The sequence below is a fragment of the Dyella caseinilytica genome, assembly GCF_016865235.1.
Classification (GTDB): Bacteria; Pseudomonadota; Gammaproteobacteria; order Xanthomonadales; family Rhodanobacteraceae; genus Dyella_B; species Dyella_B caseinilytica.
The window spans coordinates 2,034,027-2,053,322 of the sequence record NZ_CP064030.1 but is presented as its reverse complement, the minus strand read 5'-3'; the positions used below and the strand labels follow the sequence as shown (position 1 = coordinate 2,053,322).

Here is a 19,296-nt window from a genome sequence, read left to right as displayed (position 1 = left end):
ATCGTGTCAAAGCACACCCCTTCCCATCGTGGAAGGGGTGCAGTCCTCGAAGCTCAGTAAAAGCCCTTCTGCACCTGAAACCAAAAACGCGCCACGCCGCTCGCATCCTGCGGGCTGAGCAACGCGGGCCGGTTGCCCACCGGCTTGGCTACGCTGGTACTCACTATCCAGTCATGAGGCGCAGCCCAATGAAGGCCAAGCCCAACGCTGTTCAGGCGTGCGCTATTGGAGCCGGGAATAAACGCAATCTTATAGGCCTGCGCATGACCACTATCGACGAATGCCGAGGCCTGCCAGGGGCCAGGCAAGAGTGAAACGTTGAAGTCGTGGCGGTATTCGATGGTCTCCAGACTGCCCTGTGCGCCTGATATCACGCCGACGTCATAGCCACGCACCGACGTCGGTCCGCCCAGATAAAACTGCTCCGACGTATCCAGGTTTTTGTTGGAACGCTGTCCCGAAAAGCCGACATACAAAGCATTGGTGCGATCGAGCTGCTGCAGGCGCGAGACGGATAAATCAAATTTGGTGTAACTGCCCGCGGTCTTCGCTCCAATATAGTCGAGGAACTCGGCAAAGGGATTATCGAAGTAAAGACGACCGTGTGTACCGCTTACGTTGTAGTTGGTCACGCCAGTGGTATCACGCTGGTCGCCGGCCACCGTCAAAGTCCACGCATTGATGTGCCGATTGGTTTCGATATCGGCGATATCAATATCATCGCGCAGGCGCTTGTGATCGAATTCGATCTGCGCGTAAAGATTGCCTGCCGTATTTCGAATGAAGTTCTGAGTGAGGTTGATGCTGCCCACTTGTGCGGAACCGTGGGCATGCAGATCTTGCAAGCCGTTGCGCAGGTGATAGTCCAGGTCGGTCAGCACCACGCCAAGCACCGTGCCCTGCCCGTTCAACAGATAGCGATAACCGATACGGCCGTAATTCATGCCCGCGCCCGAGCTCACGCCACTGAAATCCAGTATATCGCCCTGATGGAACAAGCCGTTGACGGCGAAGGTGCCGCTCAGGCGCACCGCATCGGTATAACGATTGCCGTAGTTGTCCAACCCCAGCGTACCGGTGTAGCGCGGCGCTGACGTCACATCAACCACCAGATCGGACGTACCGACCTCGGTGCCTGGCTTCATGACGGAGTTGACGACGGCGCCAGGCACATCGGAAAGCAGCAGAAGGCAGCGCTCCAGTGTGTAGTCGCTCACCTGCTGTCCGGATTGCAGCGGTGAAAGCGTGGCGTTCAATACATGATTGGCGACCGAACTCTGATTCTGCAGGGTGACGTTGCCATAATGCGCCTCGACCACAGCAATCTGCACAATACCATTCTGCAGCGTCTGTGCTGGCACATACGCCGTCGCCAGCGGATAGCCATGCGCATGATAGGTATCACTGATGCGATCGGCGAGATCGTCCAGGTCACCGAGTGTGAGATTCTTGCCTTCGTCTGGCGCCACGATCGCATGCAACGTTGCCGTGGGCATGGCCGTATTTCCAGTGATATGGATCTCGTGCACCAGGAATGCCTGACTGCTCGCAGCGGCATTGCGGCGCTGACGCTGGATTTTCAATTTTAGATTGTCCGAAGGCGGGGCTGGCGTGTTCGGCGGCTGAGTCTCCTGCAGGATCTGACCGCTGTTGGGTGGTGGGGTGCCGCGTGTCTGTGCGCCGACCGTATTCGCGGTCAGCGCCAGAGAAAGAGCAAGACAAAGCAGACTGAGCTGGGGAACCGTTCGGCATATCGGTTTCATGGGGCACCGGCACAAGTTGTTGTTGTCGGACGGCGCCCAAGCGCGCGCCACGTGGTTGCTTGCTCTTTATGGAGAGGCGTCACTGGGAAGCCGTACACCCCCGTTTTGCACACTGATGGGAAGTCCGGAATGGAAATCGGCGCGATTCACGTTGCGCTCGATCGGGCGATGCCGCTTCTTCTGGTTGCCCGTAAACACGCCGACGGCGGACATGTCGGCAGTGCCATAAGGCGTAGCGATCGCCTGTGGCTGGATGCCTGCGCCGCCATCAATCGCCGCCAGCCAGCTGCCCTGCACGCCCGAACCCAACGTGCCCAGATCGGTGACATCGGCATCTGTGGTCGTGACGGGGTCTGTCACGATGTAATCAGCAGCATCCGGTCCGGTAGGATCAATACCAGAGACAGTCACGAGCTTGTCGTTACCGACATAGGGGCTGCCGAACAACGCGGAAGCGTCAGCAAAGCTGACCGGGTAACCGGGCAATAGGCCGACGCCGCTCAGCAGAACCGCATCGTTGTCGGTACCGTTGTACGTACGGTTGGTACCGATGGCTATCACCGTGATCGGCAAGGGGGTGATATTGGCGATCGTCGTCGTTGAGGTGTTGAAGATGTAATCGCCGATATCCGTGCCACTGCCCGTAATACCGTACACAGTCACCGTCTTGCCGTTGCCCACATTCGGATTACCAAACAGCGCGGATTCATTGGCGAAGCTGAGCTGATCGCCTGGCAGCACGCCGGTGGCATACAGCGACACCGTATCCAGGCTGTTGCCATCGAAGATCTTGTTGGTGCCCGTGGCCCCGATGGTGATGGCCAGCGGGGTGATATTGGCCGTGGTGGTCGCGGTAGTGTTGAGCAGGATGTAATTGCCCGCATCCGCCCCGCTATCGCTAATGCCGTCTACCGTTACTGTCTTGCCATTGCCGACGTTCTTGTCAGAGAAGTTGGCCGAGGTGCTGGCGAAATTCACCTGATCGCCGGCAATCACACCGGCACTGTCCAGGCCCACACTATCGAGCGTATTGCCGTTATAGACCTTGTCGGTGCCAGTGGCGGAGACGGTGATCGCCAGCGGTGTGACATTCGCCGTCAGGCCGGTTGGCTGCACCAGAATGTAGTTGCCTGCGTCAGCGCCGCTGATGGTCATGTTGGTCGTGACGGCCTTGTCGTTGCCCACGTTCTTGTTGGCGAACGTCCCCGTGGTGTCATCACCCAGCGCGACGCTATCGCCCGCAAACAGGCCTGAGAGCTGCGAACCGGTCAGCGCATCCGTGGTGGTGCCGTCATACACACGGCTGGTGGCGGTGGTGCCGGTGACATACAACGTCGCAGGCAGGATGTTCACCCAGTTGTCGCCACCCACAAAGGTGTAATTGTTGGGATTGGCCCCGCTGTTACCGGCAAGCGTAAAGCCGTTCAGGCCATCCACGGCAAACGCCTGCCGTTGGCCGACATCCTTGGTGCTCAGCGTGCCGGTACCCGTCAACGTCAACGTTTGTCCGTCCACACCGGTGATCACGCCGTTGTTGCCGAACAGGCTGGCATCGGCGCCAGTCGTCGCGTCGTACACGCGCGTGCCAGTAAGGCTCAGCACAGCGGGATTGATGCTGCCAGTGGTCGTAGTGGTCGTATTGAACGAATAGTTCGAAGCAACATCACCCGATCCCACGACAGCCGTAATGCCGTTGACCGTGATCTGCAAACCGTTGCCTGCATCGGACTGGCTGAAGGTGGCGGAGCTGTCGGTAAAGCTAAGTACGTCACCGCCAAGCAAACCGTGACCGATCAGGTCGACGGAAGCGGTATCGGTACCGTCATAAGTCTTGTCGCCACCTGTCGCAGTGACCGTAATCGGCAGCGGGACAATCTGCATGGTATCGGTGCCGCCGCTCAGCGTGTAATTGCTGGCGAGCGCCGAACCATTGCCGCTGAGAGTGAAGCCATCCGTGCTGAAATCCGGCCCGGTATACGTGCCGACATTCTTGCTCGTCACCGTCCCTGCACCACCCAGCGTCAGTGTTTGCCCGCCCACCCCCGTCAACACGCCGCTGTTGCCGAACAGGCTGGCGCTTGCATCCGTGCTGGCGTTGTACTCGCGTATGCCGCTCAAATTGAGCACATAGGGTGTGATGGTCAGCGTATCGACGCCGCCCACCAGCGTGTAATTGCTGGCCGAGCCGGTGCCATTCGAAAGCGCAAGCGTGCTGAGATTGAACTCGCTGGTACCGGTATAAGTGCCGATATTCGCGCTGGACACGATGCCCGAGCCACCCACGTTCAGTGTTTCGCCGTTGACACCTTGCACCACGCCGCCGGGGCCGAACAGACCGGCATCAGCATCCTCATTGGCATCGTACGGACGCGTACCGGTAAGGTTGATCACATAGGGGGTGATCGTCACAGAATCGGTACCACCCACCAACGTGTAGTTACTCGCCAGCGATCCGTCGTTGCTATTCAGGCTCAATGTGTTCAGGTCGAAGGGGGAATACGTGCCAACATCCTTACTCGATGCAGTGCCCGTACCGCTTAATGCCAACGTCTGCCCGTCAACGCCATTGATCACGCCATTAGAGCCGAAGGAACTGGCGTTGACAGTCGTGGTTCCGTTGTAGACCTGTGTGCCCGCCAGGTTGATCACGGCCGGCATGATATTGGCGCTGGTGGTCGCCGTATCATTGGGATTGCTTATGGTGTAGTTGCCGGCATCGGCGCCGCTGGCGGAAAGACCAGCCACGGTAATACCGATAGCGTTGCCAGCATTGGCCGTACTGAAATTGGCCGACGTATCGCTGAAGTTCACCGTGTCACCGGTCAGGATGCCAGTGCTGCTCAAACTTACTGTGGCGGTTGTGTTGCCGTCATAGGTCTTGCTGTTACCGCTGGCAAGAACCGTAATCGGCAGCGGCGTGATATCGGCGGCAATGCCCGTGGGCTGAACAAGAATGTAGTTGCCGATATCCGAACCGCTGACGGTCATATCGGTGGTAACGCCGATACCGTTGCCAGCATTCTTGGTGGCGAAGGTGCCCGTGCCGTCGTTGCCAAGCGTGATGTCATCGCTGCCAAGCACACCCACCAGGGTCGAACCACTCAACGATGCCGTGGTGTTACCGTCGTACACCTTGTTCGAAGCTACCGTGCCGCTCACCGTCAATGTGGCTGGCGTGATATTGACGACATCGGTGCCGCCTATCAGCGTGTAGTTGCTAGCCAGCGAACCATCCAGGCCACCCAATGAATAATTATCGATGGCACCCGCAGCGAACGATTCCGAGCCGACATTTTTGGACTGCAGCGCATTGGTGTTGGTGCTCGACAATTGCAAAGTCTGCCCATTGATACCGTTTACCACCCCACCAGGACCGAACAGCGAGACATCAGCGTCGGTATTGGCATCGTAAACACGCGTGCCGGAAAGATTGATGACCACTGGCATGATGTTCGCGCTGGTCGTCGCAGCATCGTTGACGTTGAGGATGGTGTAGTTGTTGGCATCCGTGCCGGCAGCCTTGATGCCCGAGACATCGATCTGGACACCGTTGGCCGCATTCGGGCTGGTGAAGAGCGCCGAGCTGTCGGTGAAGCTGATATTGTCGCCGGCAATGACGCCGCTGCTACTCAAGCTGACAGTGGCCGTATCGGTGGTGTCATAGGTTTTGTTCTGCCCCGCAGCAACCACGGTAATTCCCAGCGGCGTGATGTTTGCTGCCAACGTCGGTTGCGTGATGCTGTAGTTGCCGGCATCGGTGCCGGTCAGGCTCATATCGCTCGTCACGGTGATATCGTTGCCGACATTCTTGGTGGCAAACGTACCCGTGGTGTCATTGGTCAGACTGACATTGTCTCCGGCGAACGGGGAAGGCTGAAGCGTTGCACCAGTAATCGTCGCTGCCGTGGTGCCATCGTAAGTTTTGTTTTCGGCCGTCGCACCGGTGATGGCCAGCAGATAGGGCGTAATCGTCAACGTATCGGTACCGCCGATCAGCGTGTAATTGCTGGCCGATCCCGTACCATTCGCGAGCACCAGACTACCGAGGTTGAATTGTGCCGTACCGGTATAGGTGCCGACATTCTTGCTCGATACACTTCCCGCCCCGGACAACGTCAAAGTCTGGCCATCCACACCGTTGATAGAGCCGCTGCTGGTAAACAGACTCGCATCAGCGTCGGTAGCCGCATCGTAGACACGCGTCCCGGTGAGATTGATGATTCGTGGCAGAATGTCCGCATTCGTAGTGGCCGTGGGGTCGAGGATGGTGTAGTTGCCACCGTCCCTGCCGCCAGCGGTAATGCCTGACACGTCGATGCCCAGACCATTGCCGACATTGCTCTGACTGAAAAGCGCCGAGCTGTCGGTAAAAGACACACTGTCTCCAGTCAACACGCCGGTGCTGGTCAAGTTGACGTTCGCTGCCGTAGTGCCGTCGTAATACTTGTTGTTGCCGGCGGCTGCGACGGTGATCCCCAGCGGCGTGATAGTGGCGGTGATCGCCGTCGGCTGCACGATGATGTAGTTGCTGGCATCCGTGCCGCTGATCGTCATGCTGGTGCTGACCGGCTTGTTGGTGCCCACGTTCTTGTTGTTGAACGCACCGGTAGTGTCGTTACCCAGGGTCACGCTGTCATCACCCAACAAACCCACCAGGGTCGAACCGCTCAGGCTCGCGACGGTGGTCCCGTCATAGATCTTGTTGGAAGCGACTGTGCCGGAGACAGTCAAAGTGGCCGGCGTAATCGTCACCCAATCGGTGCCCCCAACCAGGGTGTAGTTGCTGGAGATGGTCGAGCCGATGCCGGTCAGCGTAAACCCGTCCAGGCCGCCGGTCGCGAAAGGTTGCTGCACACCGACATTCTTGGTCGACAATTCACCCGTTCCGCCCAACTGCAGCGATTGACCGTTGATGCCTGTGAGCACGCCGTTGTTGCCGAACAAGGTGTACGAGGCATCGGTGGCAGCGTCGTAGACGCGCTGGCCGGTAAGGTTCAGGACAATCGGGTTGATCGTACCTGTACCGGTGCCCGTCGTAGGCAGGATGTAGTTTGAAAGATCAGTATTCGCCCCAGCCAGATAATCGGATAACGCCAGCGTGGCATTGACCGCAATACCCGTGCCCGCGTTGGGCGTGGCATAACTGGCACTCGCCGTCTGCGGCAGCGTGGCGCTCTGCCCTGCCACGAAGCCACCGATGGTGTAATCGGACGCGACGAGCGTGGCACTGCTGCTGCCGTTATACGTCTTGGTGGGATTACCCGTAACCGTGACCGTCAAAGGTGCGGGCGTGATGTTGGCCGTGAGGCTCGGTTGCGACAGGATGTAATTCGACGCAGACGTGCCGCCGATAGTGAATCCGCCGACAGTAACAGCCAGGTTATTACCCACATTGGTCTGGCCGAATACACTGGTCGCGCCACTGGATGACAGCGTGACATTGTCGCCATTGTAAACACCATCCAGCACCGCATCAGTCGTATTTAGCGTATCGGCGGTCGTGTTGTCATAGATCTTGCTATTGGCGATGACACCCGAGATGGTCAGCGTTGCGGGCGTGATGTTGGCGGTCAGTCCTGTCGGTTGCACCAACGTGTAATTGGAAGCTTCCGAACCGCTGATGCTGAAAGCATCAGGCGTCACTGTAAGATCATTGCCCACATTTGACTGCGAGAACGTACCTGTGGTCGCCGAGGTCAGATCCACCTTGCCTGCATCGGTGGAAACAAGTCCGGCGAGCGCAGCATTGGCAACGTTGAGCGTATCCGCCGTATTGGCGTTGTAGACCTTATTGGTCGCATAGACACCGGTGATGTATAGCGGAGCCTGCGTAATCGTGCCTGTGCCCGTTGCAACCGTTGGAAAAGTGTAGTTGCTGAACAAGGTTCCCGGATTGGCGGTGAACTCGCTGATGGCGAGGTAGGAGGTGACACCTTCCGTACCCGCGTTTGGACTGTCATAACTGCTCGTCGCCGTTGGCGTAAACGAAGCACCTTCGCCATTGACGAAGCCACTGATCTGGAAGTTGGATGCCCCCAACGTGACGCTGGTCGTACCGTTGTACACCTTGGTGGGATTGCCAACGATGGCCACCGTCAATGGCGCCGGTGTAATGGTACCGGTGCCGTAAGCCGTGATCGGGAATGTGTAGTTATTGAGATTGGTGCCAGCGTTCGGTGTGAAATCGGCCTCTACCATGTTGGCGGTGATCGGTTGCGAGCCGACATTGACGGTCGCGTATTGCCCGGTAATGGTCTGGTTTACCGAAGCGCCATCGCCTGGCAGGAATCCGGTCAGGGTAAAATCATTGGCCGCAATCGTCGCGACGTCGTTCCCGTCGTAAACCTTGGTCGGGTTACCCGTGATCGCCGCATTGATGGCGATGCCAACAGGCTTCGGCGTAATGGTCCCGTAGCCGCTCATCAGCGCAGGCAGTACATAGTTGGTCAGTAAAGTGCCCGCGCCGGCACTGTAATCAGATGCATCGAGCGACGCGCTGACTGTCTCCACACCTGCGTTGGGTGATCCATAAGTACCCGCTGTCTGTGTGACGGTGATGCTCTGGCCGGACAACAGACCGTTCAGCGCATAATTGGAACTATCGAGCGAGGCGATCGTTGTGCCGTCGTAAACCTTGGTTGGGTTGTTGATGATGGAACCGGTCAACACGATCGGGTTGATCGTGCCGGTGGTCGTCACGGCGTTCGGGAAGCTGTAGTTCGATAGCAAGGTGTTGGAGGCGGTCGTGAAATCAGATGCTTCCAGCGTCGCCGTCACTGTAATGTTGCTGCCCGCATTGGGCGTGGCGTACGTCGACGTGGCACTTTGCGCAATCGTGCCGCTTTGCCCACCTACCCACCCGCTGACGGAGAAATCAGACGTCGTGAGCGTAGCGGCATTGGTGCCGTCATAGATCTTGGTCGGGTTGCCGGTCAATGCCACCGTCAACGGTGCGGGCGTAATGTTTGCGGTAAGGCCCGAAGGCTGACTGAGCGTGTAGTTGCCCGCCGCCGTACCACTGATGGTGAAGCCGGTGGCAGTCACTGCCAGGTTGTTGCCGACGTTCGACTGTGAGAACGTTGCCGCCGCAGCCGAATCAGACAGCGTGACATTGTCGCCTGCTACCAAACCGCCCAGGGTCGCACCGCCGAGATTCAACGTGGCTGTGTTGGTGGCATCGTAGACTTTGTCGTTGGCCGTCACACCCATAACGATCAGGTTGGCCGGCGTGATATTGGCGGTCAGGCTCGTTGGCTGGATCAAGGCGTAATCGTAGGCCTTGCTGCCAGTGAGCGTGAAACCGCTGGCCGTTACCGCAAGTCCATTGCCGACGTTCGATTGACTGAATGTGCCAGCCGCACCAGACGTATCCAGTGACACCGAGCTTGCATCAACTGAAAGTACGCCATATAGGCTCGCATTGCTCGCGTTGAGCGTATCGGCCGTGGTGCCGTCGTAGACCTTGCTGTTCGCCAGCACACTTCTGATCGACACTGGTGCTGGCGTAACGGAGCCATAACCCGTCGCCGTGGTGTTGAAGGTGTAATTGCTGAGACTGGTACCGGCATTGAGGATGAAGTCCGAACTTGAAATCGTTGCGGTAATCAGTATGTGATTACTGACATCGGGTGTTGCATAGCTATTGGGCGCTTGCGAACTGATCGTTGCACCCTGCCCTGACACGAAACCGGCTATCTGATAATTAGCGGACGCCACCGTCGTTTGCACGGTGTCGTCATACACTTCGGTAGGATCACCCACGATAGAGACCGTGAGGGCCGCTGGTGTAATCGTCCCAATGTTTGCGCTGACAGCAGAACCAGAAAAGCTGTAACCGTAGACCGGGATCGTGCCGGTGGAGTCCGACATCACGAAGTTGGCGATCGAATTCGGTCCCGTCACCAGAATGCCGGTACCAGCATTCGACGTTCCGTAGGTCCCAGGCGCGCTAACGATCTTGTTGCCGTTTACCAGGCCGGTCGAGGTCATGTTGGCGCCCGCAATGGTTGCCGCGGTGGTGCCGTCATAGACCTTGCTGACGGTGCCGGTAAGGCCGGTGATTTTCAGCACCGGCGCAAGGCTATACAGGAAACCGTTACCCGTATCGTTCGCGGTCAAAGCGGTTCCGTACGGTGCGTTGTACTGGATGAAGCCAGGAGTAAGGCCGCCTGGTGTGTCCAGCGTCGGATTCGTGGAATAGATCAGCCATGGAGCTGACGTTCCTGTTGAAACCGCCGATGCGCCGCTGCTGTTGACGAAATTCGCGCCGGTAGCAAGAGTGACACCGGCACCGCCGGTAATCGTGGCGCCAGAAGCAATCGTCAGATTGGCGCCTTGCGCCTGCATGGTGATGCTGCCAGGGCCAGTCACGGAATCATTCACGTTGATGCCGTGATACGCCAGCAACGTGAGATTGCCTGCCGACCCCGTTGCAGGTTTTGTCCAGCTGATTGCTGCGTCGACATTGATATCGCCAGCACCCGCCGATTGCACGCCGATCCCCGAGGCGCCAGTGGCGGTAGTCTGCTCGGTAACATTGGTGCCGCCGCTGAGCGTGCTTGAAATCGTCAATGCCGATGCGGCGTCGATGGTCAGATTAGTAGGGTCGACCAACCAGGTACCCGCACTGCCTTGCGGTGCAGCCGCCGTGATGTGCGCATCACTAGCCAGGTTGAAGTTGGCCGCCGAGGTTTCAATCGAACCGCCACTACCCCCATTTGGTGCACTCGCATCCAGTGTGCCACCGACATTCACCGTACCGGCCGTCATACCGCCGACCAGGCTGATGACTCCGTTGTGATTCTCGACCGTCTGCGCCTGCACGATACCCGTGTTGTTCACCGCGCTGGCCAGCAACGCATCCCTCGCACCAGCAGTCATGATCACCTGGCCACCATCGGCGACGATCAACTGACGGTTCTCCGCCAGATTGTTCAAGGTGCTCTGATTAACCTGCACGTGCAGCAACTGATCGTTACTGAAGGTAAGCGTGACCGCGCTACCACCGCCCAGGGCAACCGTGCCCAGTTGCGCGCGAATCACACCGCGATTGGAAACCTGGTTGCCGATCAGGGCCGCATAACCACCGTTGGCGGTGATTATCGAACCTTCGTTGATGACACTGCCCTTGCCCGAGCCGCTAAACACACGGCTGCTTGAGGTTAGCGTGTTGTTTTCGAGATCCAGCGTGGAAGCAACAAGCCCTCCCACATTCACCTGCGCACTCTGCCCGAACAGAATTCCGTTGGGATTGATCAGCCACACCTGGCCATTGGCATTCAGGTGACCGTAGATCTCGCTGGGTGTGTTGCTGAAAATGCGGTTGATGGCGATCGCGCTGCTGCCGAGCTGCAGGAAATCCACCGTCTGATTGGGTGCGATGTTAAAGCTTTGCCAGTTCAGGTTAAGCGTGGGGCTGCTCTGCACGATCGTGGTCACATTCCCGATCTGCTGGATCTGTCCAGTTCCTGACACGATCTGCCCGCCAACAACGCCGTTGCCGGCGTATGCGATGCCCGCCGCACACAAGGACGCCGCTAGCGCAGAAAGCGCCCATATTCGACGGCCAGCTGGACGCCTACGTGGTGCAGCTTCCGGCGCCACACGATTTACCAACTCGGACGCAACGACCCACTGCCCGAGAACGGAATTCCAGCAAAGACGATAGATGTGATTCATGGCTCAGAGCACCGGCACAGGAGAGATTCCGGAGCACGCGCACTTTCAAACGGCACGCGTTGTCACGGTCCGAGAAGAAATGAGCTACCGATGAGCGAAAGACGAACGACGAGAAAGCGTCGCCGAGGCGCGGATGCGCGCTTACAACACAGAGGTGATTGAACACCTGTCGCCAAATAGACAAAAGGGAACGAAAACCGGCATATGGTTTCTGCCAGCAACTCCCCCTGCATGGACACACCGTGGGAACTCTCCCACTTGTTGCCATGACACGTTCCCCGCAACAAACAGGCTTGTGGTGATGAGTCTCAACGCCAAGCTGTTGTTCTAGTCAGACCACGCCCCGACATGGCCTCCAAGGAAACTGAATAAATCTGCGAAAATTCAATACATTGCCACACATGAAGCGGTTTTGATTGTAGAACTTAAAAATAAAAAAGCAAAATAAATATGGACACCTAAACGTCTCTTTCACATTTGTGAAAAATGGCATAACAAACTCATGAACAAGACGTCGTCGCAGGATTCACGAGACCTTGCGCCGGATACGCAAACGCCCCGCCCCATAGTCGGGACGAGGCGTTTGCGGAACTGCAACTATTACAGGTGGCCTTGGGTCAATTCGTCCGCCAACCGCGGCAAGCCATAGACCTTACGCACCGCTTCGACCAGCGCGGCGGTATCCACCGCAACGGCGCGGTTATTGCTTCCGTCATAAACGAAGTCGCCACCCAGCGAATGAATATTGCCGTCGAAGATCAAGCCCACAGCATGACCTTCGCGATTGATCACCGGGCTACCAGAATTGCCGCCGATGATGTCGTTGTCGGTGACAAAATCCATCGGTGTAGACATATTCAACTGGCTTTGCGCTTTCACCCAGCTCTCTGGCAGCTTGAACGGATCGGCACCGGTTGCACGCTTGTACAAGCCATCGACATGCGTGAATGGCGGCACCGGCTCACCGTTTTCATTCCAGCCAACGACCTTGCCATAGGAAAGGCGCAGGGTGAAGGTGGCGTCCGGATAGCTGGACATACCGTCACGATCGAAGCGGGCTTTGGCGATGACTTCATTAGCTTTGTCGGTGGGCGCCATCACTTCATCTTCATAGGCCTTGCGGATCTTGCGTGACTCCGCGTCGACTTGGCGAGCCAGCGCAATCATCGGATCGCTGGACGCTTCGATCGCTTTTTCGCCGCCATCCCACAACTGCTTGCGCACGGCCGGATCGGCCAGCTTGGTACCGCTGACCAGCTCACTTGCACGTTGATCAGGAGAATCCTTGCCAAGCACTTCGTGCACGGTGGGATCATCCGCACCCAACACCTGCCGCAACTTACCCAACGACCAGGCCAGCAAAGTTTCCTCATATTGCGGATAAACCGGCACATCCGATTCCACCGTCTGCTGCACGGCAGGCAGGTTCGCATCACGGTACTGCGGCAGACGTTCGGCATCCGGCTTGGTTCGTTCGGCTGCAGCACGTACCAGGGTGCGCGCATCACTGAACAACTCACCGAACTGGCCAAAGCCAATGCCGCGCTCAAGCATCATGTAGCGCGATGAAAGCTCCTTGCCGCGCTGTTGTGCTTTGTCCAGCTCCGTCCACGGATCACCGTATTTGGTGTGGCGCTCGGGTGTCGCCTGCATCCACTGGCGCAGCGCTGCGTCCTGCGCACGCTTCTGATCCACAAACTTGTCATCGGCCAGTGTCTGCAGCCAACCGTTGTAGGCCTTGATCGAATTTTCGATACCGAACTGCAGTTCCTGCGATTCCTTGACCCGCTCATCGCCACCACGGGCGTATTCCCACAACATGCCACGCAGTTCGGATAGCAGTGCGTATCCCGGCACAATCTGGAAATCGCGCAATGCGGAGAGCTGGGTCCAGGTGAGCCCGCGGCGAGTCGAACCGGGATTGCCCACCACGAAAGTCATGTCGCCCGCTTTGGGTCCCTGCGTATCGAACTTGAAATATTGGGGTGTATTCGCCGGCTTGCCGTCGACATAGGCGCGGAAGAAGGTAACGTCCAGGTCATAGCGCGGGAAGTTGAAGTTGTCCGGATCGCCGCCGAAGAAGGCAATGCTTTGCTCGGGCGCGAACACCAACCGCACATCCTGGTAGCGGCGATACTTATACAGCGAGTAGCTGCCACCGTTGTAAAGCGTGATCACATCGCAACGCCAAGTCTTGGCATCGCCATTGACGCATTCCTGTTCCAGCTTGCTGTCGATAGCACGCTCAGCCTTCACGCGATCGGCGCCGCTCTTGCCGGCAGTAGCGGCATTGACCTGCGCGGTTACGTCAGTGATCGATTCAAGCTGATTGAGCTCGACATCCGGGCACTTCGGCTCGTCTTCCTGCTTGAGCGCGATGTAACCGTTGGACATGTAGTCCTGATGTCCCTTGGAGAGCTGTGAGAGACAGCTGTTGGCGCAATGATGGTTGGTCATCACCAAACCATTGGCCGACACGAATGAACCCGAGCAGCCCTCCGCCAATCGCAGGGACGCGTGCTGCACCAAATCGATCCACTGCTGGGTGGGCGTAAAACCGTAGCGCTCTTGCATCTGCTTCACAGGCAAGTGATCCATCGTCCACATGCCTTCGTCAGCCATGGCGGCCCCGGTTCCGGCCACAAACAGACCGGCCAAGGCCAAACCAAATATCTGCTTCATAGCGGTCTCCCTCTGGAAACAAAGGTCCGCCGTGGACCTTTGCAAGGCCTTGAGTATGAGATCGATGTTACAACATAACAACGTGACCAATGGCAGAGGGTTGCCCTCCCGTCACCTGTGCACGCGTACCCACTTGCTTGCCGGCCACCAGCACACGGTGTCTTCATCGGCCGTGTCTGCATGCTCCCCTCGTCGAGGAGCGCAAACTGCAAGGCCTGAAATGAGCTGACGATCGCCATTACATAGGATGACGATCCTGGAAAACTGACTTCCCGTTACGACAGCGTCAGTGCGCGTGGCCCGTCGCTGCCGGAGAAGGATTCAATGACACCTCTTGCGGCAATGTCAGCCGTTCGATGGCGTAACCAGCATCCGCCCACGCATCAAGCCCGCCGTGCAAGGGGCGGACACGGCGGTAACCCAGCATCATCAGCCCCTTCGCTGCCTTGGCGGCTGAAACTTCGTTGGGGCAGCTGCAATAGATCACCACTTCCTGATCGATCGACACCTGCTCCATATCCCGTTCGACCGTGCGCAAATCCGCCATCACGGCGCCAGGAATCACACGCGTATCCACCATGCGCCCGGCAGGAGAACGCACATCAACCACCACCGGCCTGTCGCCCAGCTCGATCAGCCGGTGCAGTTCATCGACAGTGATACGCGCCAGCCGCAGCGAAAGCAGCAGCTTGCGGCGCTGCCACCATTTCACCAGCACGTAGGCGATCAACGCCGCGACGATAACTTCGATCGCCACCGTGCCGGCGCTGGCAAACAGGAACAGCACATGATCGATCTGATGGGCAAAGGCATAACCCAGTCCGACGACCACACCGATCCAGATCAGCGAGCCAAGCGCATCCATCAGCAAGAAAACCAGCGGACTCAATCGCATCGCTCCCGCCAGTGGCGGTGCGATGGTGGATAGTCCGGGGATAAATTTCGCGACCAGCAGAATCCCCCCGCGCCAGCGCTGAAAGCGCAGTTCCGATTGCTTCACGCAGGAATCCGGCGACAGCGAAATACGGCACAGGGTGCGCATCACAGCCGCACCAAAGCGATGTCCCGCCCAATACCACGCCAAGTCCGCGATCAGGCAGGCAAGCAGCGCTGCCAGGATCACCGCACCCAGCGGCAACTTACCGGCGGAGGCGAGCGCACCGGCCACCACCAGGGTGGGCACCGCCGGAACCGGCGCGCCCGCCTGCTCCACCAATACATTGATGAAGACCAGCAGTAAGCCGTATTCCGCGATCAGTTCGATAATCGCATGCGCCACCGGAGTGACCCTCGATCAGAATTCCGCCATGTCGGCAGTCCGCATCGTTGGGGCAATCGGCATCAATTGCAAGCAGAAAAAAGGGCTGGATGGCCAAGCCACCAGCCCCTGCTAAAACGGTGTCCGCTGCCCTATTTGGACGAGTCTTCGGCCAGCAGGGTACGGAAGATCAAACCACCCACCGCGCCGCCGATCAGCGGCACTACCCAAAACATCCACAGCTGCTGGATCGCCCAGGTTCCCTGGAACAGGGCAACACCCGTGCTACGGGCAGGATTCACCGACGTATTGGTGATCGGAATGCTGATCAGATGGATGATCGTCAGGGTCAGGCCAATGGCCAGCGGGCCGAAACCGGCAGGCGCGCGGCGGTCGGTGGAACCATGGATCACGATCAGGAACATCGCGGTCAGTACGAATTCGCTCACCATGCAGGCCAATAGCGAATAACCGCCCGGCGAGTGCGCACCGTAGCCGTTCGAGGCAAAACCAGTGGCCGTGGCGTCAAAACCCTCCTTCCCACTGGCGATGACATAGATCACAGCGGCCGCGACGATAGCGCCAATGACCTGCACCACGATGTATGGAATCACATCCTTGCCGCTGAAGCGGCCGCCAAAGAACAAGCCCACCGTCACGGCCGGATTGAAATGCGCACCGGAAATGCCCGCGCATGCATAGGCCATGGTGACTACGGTAAGCCCGAATGCGAGCGCAACACCAAGGAAACCGACGCCGAGCCCTGGAAAGCCAGCGGCGAAAACCGCTGTGCCACAGCCGCCAAGTACTAGCCAGAAGGTCCCGAAAAACTCGGCACTGAGTCGTTTGAACATGGTTGTCTCCGATCGATAGAAATGATGAGCGAATCACGCAAAGCGAGGTTTGCTGCACTTTCTTTATTGCGACGGCTTGCGTCCCCCGGAGGCCACGCTGCGATCCATCGCGGTGGCTGAGCTGGTAATACCACGAGCGGTGATGATACGAAAGCCTTGGCACTCAAATCATAGGAAACGTCTTCTGCGTACGTGAGCAAACGGTGAAAATCACGAAGGTATCTGCATGTGATGATCTCCTTGCTGGGCATGCGCAACAGGCGATTTACAGTCGCTACCATGCTTACCCACCTGCTCGTTCGCTGAGTCCTCCACGCCAATGACCTATCGCCACCAGAGTCCTGAAAACGAAGTCCTGCAGAGTTGGCACCACAATGCCGCAGCATGGGCACAGACGGTACGCGGTGGCCATATTGAAAGCCGGCGCCTGGTTACTGACCACGCGATAGTCAACGCGATATGCGATGCACAGCCGCGCTCCGTGCTGGACATAGGCTGCGGTGAGGGGTGGCTGGTGCGTGCCCTGGCAAGCCAGGGCATTCGCGCCATGGGGGTGGATGCCGTGCCGGCACTGATCGCGCAAGCACGCGACGCAGGGGGTGAGTTCCAGCTTGCCTCTTACGAGGAGATCGCCACGGGATGTTTGCAGCTCAAGGCGGACACGCTGGTCTGCAATTTCGCCCTGCTGGGCAAGGAGTCGGTAGAGCAACTGCTGACGTCGCTGCCGGGCTTGCTGGAAGAAGGAGGCCGGCTGATCGTACAAACGGTACATCCGCTTGCCGCCTGCGGCGAGCAGGCCTATATGGACGGCTGGAGAACAGAGGAATGGACGGGATTCGGCTCAACATTCCCCTCGCCCGCACCGTGGTATTTCCGAACGCTGGCGAGCTGGGTTGCCTTGTTTGCGCACACCGGCTGGCGGCTTTGCGAAATGCGTGAACCGCTGCATCCGGTTACCAGCAAACCGGCATCGGTCATCTTTATCGTGCAAAACGCTTAGGCGCTGCAACGGCCATTGGCGTTGGATGCGCAGGAGCGGGATGCGCCGCCTTGCAGTAACGCATCCCGAGCTTGCCGGGCCGGAGCATAGGCATCCGGCCCGGCAGGTGGATCAGAGCGCCGCGTCCTTCAGCTTCTTCAGCGGGCGGATCTTCACCTTCACCGTGGCGGGCTTGGCAGCAAACCACTGCTCTTCCTTGGTGAAGGGGTTGATGCCCTTGCGCTTCGGCTTGGCCGGAACGTTGACGGCAGTGATCTTCAGCAGGCCCGGCAGGGTGAACACGCCGGCACCCTTCTTGTGGATCGATGCGTGTGCAGCACCTTCCAGCGCGGAAAGAATCGCGCGCACGTCCTTCGACGCAACTTCAGTGACCTCAGCCAGGTGGGCAACCAGAGCGGACTTGCTCAGTGCTTCCTTGATCGGCTTCGGAGCTGCGGCGGCCTTGGATGCCGTTTTGCCTTTTGCTGCCTTCTTTGCCATGGACTACCCCATCGTTATTGGATTATTGAAATGCCTCATCGGCGTGCTGAAATGTAGGGGAAATTTGTGGCGTCGCCAACTAGCAAACGCAAAAAAACCTATAAAAAATGCGTTCAGCGGCGGTTGGCATGCCCGGGACACTAGGGAAGCAAGCTTTTTGCCAGCATAAAAATGGCAACTGCCACGATCACAGCCGCGAAAAGGACCGATAGCGCCCCGCGCTTTCTGGACAATCTTTGAGCAGCGGACATGCCCAGCCAGCCTCCTGCGACACCGCCTGCGATGAACTCCAGCGCCACTGGCCAGGCCACCAGGCCGGACGCGGCGTAGTTGATCGCCGTCGTCAAACCGAAGGTGCCCACGCAGAACAACGAGGTGCCGATCGCATTGATCATGGCCATGCCGCTGGCAAAGACCAGCCCCGGAACAATAAGAAAACCGCCACCAATGCCGAAGAATCCGGCCAGGATGCCTGCCCCCAAGCCCACCAGCCCCAGACGCGCATACATGTGCCTGCGCGGATAGCCGGTGCCGTCGTGCCCGCCCCTGCCGCGCAGCATCAGCGCGGCAATGACCAGCATCAGGAGCGCGAACAAGACAAGCAGGTGATGCCCATCAATGACCTTGCCAAGACTTGAGCCAAGAAAAGCGCCAACAACGCCGGTAGCCGCAAACATGAAAGCAGCCGGCCAGCGCACATGTCCGGCCCGGGCATGCGGCAGCAAATTCGCAAAAGCATTCGCTGACACAGCCAATGCGCTGGTACCAATCGCCCTATGTGGATCGTGCAATCCCACGACATAAAGCAACAACGGCATCGCCAGGATGGACCCACCACCGCCGATCAGCGCCAAGGAAAAACCGACGACCGATCCACAAAGAACGGCGAGCAAGTCATGCAATGAAAGAAGGCCCATGGCGAAGCACTTTAACGAAAACGCCCCCATAAACCATACCCGGGGGGGCCGCACCCTAGCAGGTACTCAATGCGCTTTTCCGTCGCTGTCCGGATGCGCCTGATCATTGTCCTTGCTCATATCCATATCACCCATGTCGTCATCGGGTGGCGCCTTGGCAACCATCTCCTTGTACTGCGCAGGCGTCATACTGGGAAGCTGCTGCAGAAAGGCGACCATGCTCCAGATGGTCTGATCGTCATGCGTGGCGCCCCAGGCCGGCATGCCGCTCATCTTGATGCCGTGCTTGATGATCCAGAACGCTTCGCGCGGGTCGATCCGTTGCTGTGAGAGGTTCGGTGGCTGCGGATACAGACCTGCACGAATTTCCGAATCATGCATGCCCGGTGCCAGATGGCAGCCCGTACACATGGCTGCGTATTGTCCAGCCCCTTTGAGGATCAGCGTCGGATCGTCCAGCTTCGGAACGTCGACACCCCGCGCATGGCGCTGTACGGAATGCTCCCTTACCATGGTCAGGAAACGATAGGTCCACGGATCATGCGGCGAATCAGCGCCGATGTTGTAGAAGCCGGACCAGGCATAGGCAAAAGCCAGCACGGCCAGCACCACGATGCCGGCGACGATGCTGGTGCGATATTCGATACGTCGTTTCATGAGATTT

Annotated in this window: 9 protein-coding genes; 1 reads left to right on the top strand and 8 read right to left on the bottom strand. The window is 58.3% G+C overall.

The features are described from left to right. Positions 1-53: 53 nt before the first annotated feature. The 5 genes from ISN74_RS09045 to aqpZ form a co-directional block, all read right to left on the bottom strand. Positions 54-1,763, bottom strand: a complete 1,710-nt coding sequence (locus ISN74_RS09045; RefSeq protein WP_188799012.1) for a ShlB/FhaC/HecB family hemolysin secretion/activation protein — start codon at positions 1,761-1,763, stop codon at positions 54-56. A gap of 66 nt (positions 1,764-1,829) precedes the next feature. Continuing rightward, on the bottom strand, positions 1,830-11,441 hold the full coding sequence (locus ISN74_RS09040; protein ID WP_188799011.1) for a YDG domain-containing protein: 9,612 nt from the start codon (positions 11,439-11,441) through the stop codon (positions 1,830-1,832). Between the two features lie 600 nt (positions 11,442-12,041). Further along, positions 12,042-14,123: a S46 family peptidase gene (locus ISN74_RS09035; RefSeq protein WP_188799010.1), complete on the bottom strand. Its 2,082-nt coding sequence runs from the start codon at positions 14,121-14,123 to the stop codon at positions 12,042-12,044. A 286-nt stretch (positions 14,124-14,409) separates the two neighbouring features. Continuing rightward, the gene (locus tag ISN74_RS09030; RefSeq protein ID WP_188799009.1) at positions 14,410-15,402 is read right to left on the bottom strand and encodes a DedA family protein/thiosulfate sulfurtransferase GlpE; all 993 of its coding nucleotides are present in this window, start codon (positions 15,400-15,402) and stop codon (positions 14,410-14,412) included. A 131-nt stretch (positions 15,403-15,533) separates the two neighbouring features. After that, positions 15,534-16,235, bottom strand: coding sequence for an aquaporin Z (gene aqpZ / locus ISN74_RS09025; RefSeq protein ID WP_188799008.1), 702 nt, complete (start codon positions 16,233-16,235; stop codon positions 15,534-15,536). A gap of 319 nt (positions 16,236-16,554) precedes the next feature. Between aqpZ and ISN74_RS09020 the strand changes: the two genes are divergently transcribed. Beyond that, positions 16,555-17,235, top strand: coding sequence for a class I SAM-dependent methyltransferase (locus tag ISN74_RS09020; RefSeq protein WP_188799007.1), 681 nt, complete (start codon positions 16,555-16,557; stop codon positions 17,233-17,235). A 111-nt stretch (positions 17,236-17,346) separates the two neighbouring features. Here ISN74_RS09020 and ISN74_RS09015 read toward each other — a convergent pair whose 3' ends face one another. The 3 genes from ISN74_RS09015 to ISN74_RS09005 form a co-directional block, all read right to left on the bottom strand. Then, the gene (locus ISN74_RS09015) at positions 17,347-17,715 is read right to left on the bottom strand and encodes an HU family DNA-binding protein (protein ID WP_188799006.1); all 369 of its coding nucleotides are present in this window, start codon (positions 17,713-17,715) and stop codon (positions 17,347-17,349) included. A 140-nt stretch (positions 17,716-17,855) separates the two neighbouring features. After that, the gene (locus ISN74_RS09010; protein WP_188799005.1) at positions 17,856-18,632 is read right to left on the bottom strand and encodes a sulfite exporter TauE/SafE family protein; all 777 of its coding nucleotides are present in this window, start codon (positions 18,630-18,632) and stop codon (positions 17,856-17,858) included. Positions 18,633-18,698: 66 nt separating this feature from the next. Continuing rightward, positions 18,699-19,289, bottom strand: a complete 591-nt coding sequence (locus ISN74_RS09005; RefSeq protein ID WP_188799004.1) for a c-type cytochrome — start codon at positions 19,287-19,289, stop codon at positions 18,699-18,701. Positions 19,290-19,296 lie beyond the last annotated feature (7 nt).

Bases quoted from the DNA above. Each gene is read 5' to 3' on its own strand.
- ISN74_RS09045 (WP_188799012.1), bottom strand. From the start codon at position 1,763: ATGAAACCGATATGCCGAACGGTTCCCCAGCTCAGTCTGCTTTGTCTT.
- ISN74_RS09040 (WP_188799011.1), bottom strand. From the start codon at position 11,441: ATGAATCACATCTATCGTCTTTGCTGGAATTCCGTTCTCGGGCAGTGG.
- ISN74_RS09035 (WP_188799010.1), bottom strand. From the start codon at position 14,123: ATGAAGCAGATATTTGGTTTGGCCTTGGCCGGTCTGTTTGTGGCCGGA.
- aqpZ (WP_188799008.1), bottom strand. From the start codon at position 16,235: ATGTTCAAACGACTCAGTGCCGAGTTTTTCGGGACCTTCTGGCTAGTA.
- ISN74_RS09020 (WP_188799007.1), top strand. From the start codon at position 16,555: ATGACCTATCGCCACCAGAGTCCTGAAAACGAAGTCCTGCAGAGTTGG.
- ISN74_RS09015 (WP_188799006.1), bottom strand. From the start codon at position 17,715: ATGGCAAAGAAGGCAGCAAAAGGCAAAACGGCATCCAAGGCCGCCGCA.
- ISN74_RS09010 (WP_188799005.1), bottom strand. From the start codon at position 18,632: ATGGGCCTTCTTTCATTGCATGACTTGCTCGCCGTTCTTTGTGGATCG.
- ISN74_RS09005 (WP_188799004.1), bottom strand. From the start codon at position 19,289: ATGAAACGACGTATCGAATATCGCACCAGCATCGTCGCCGGCATCGTG.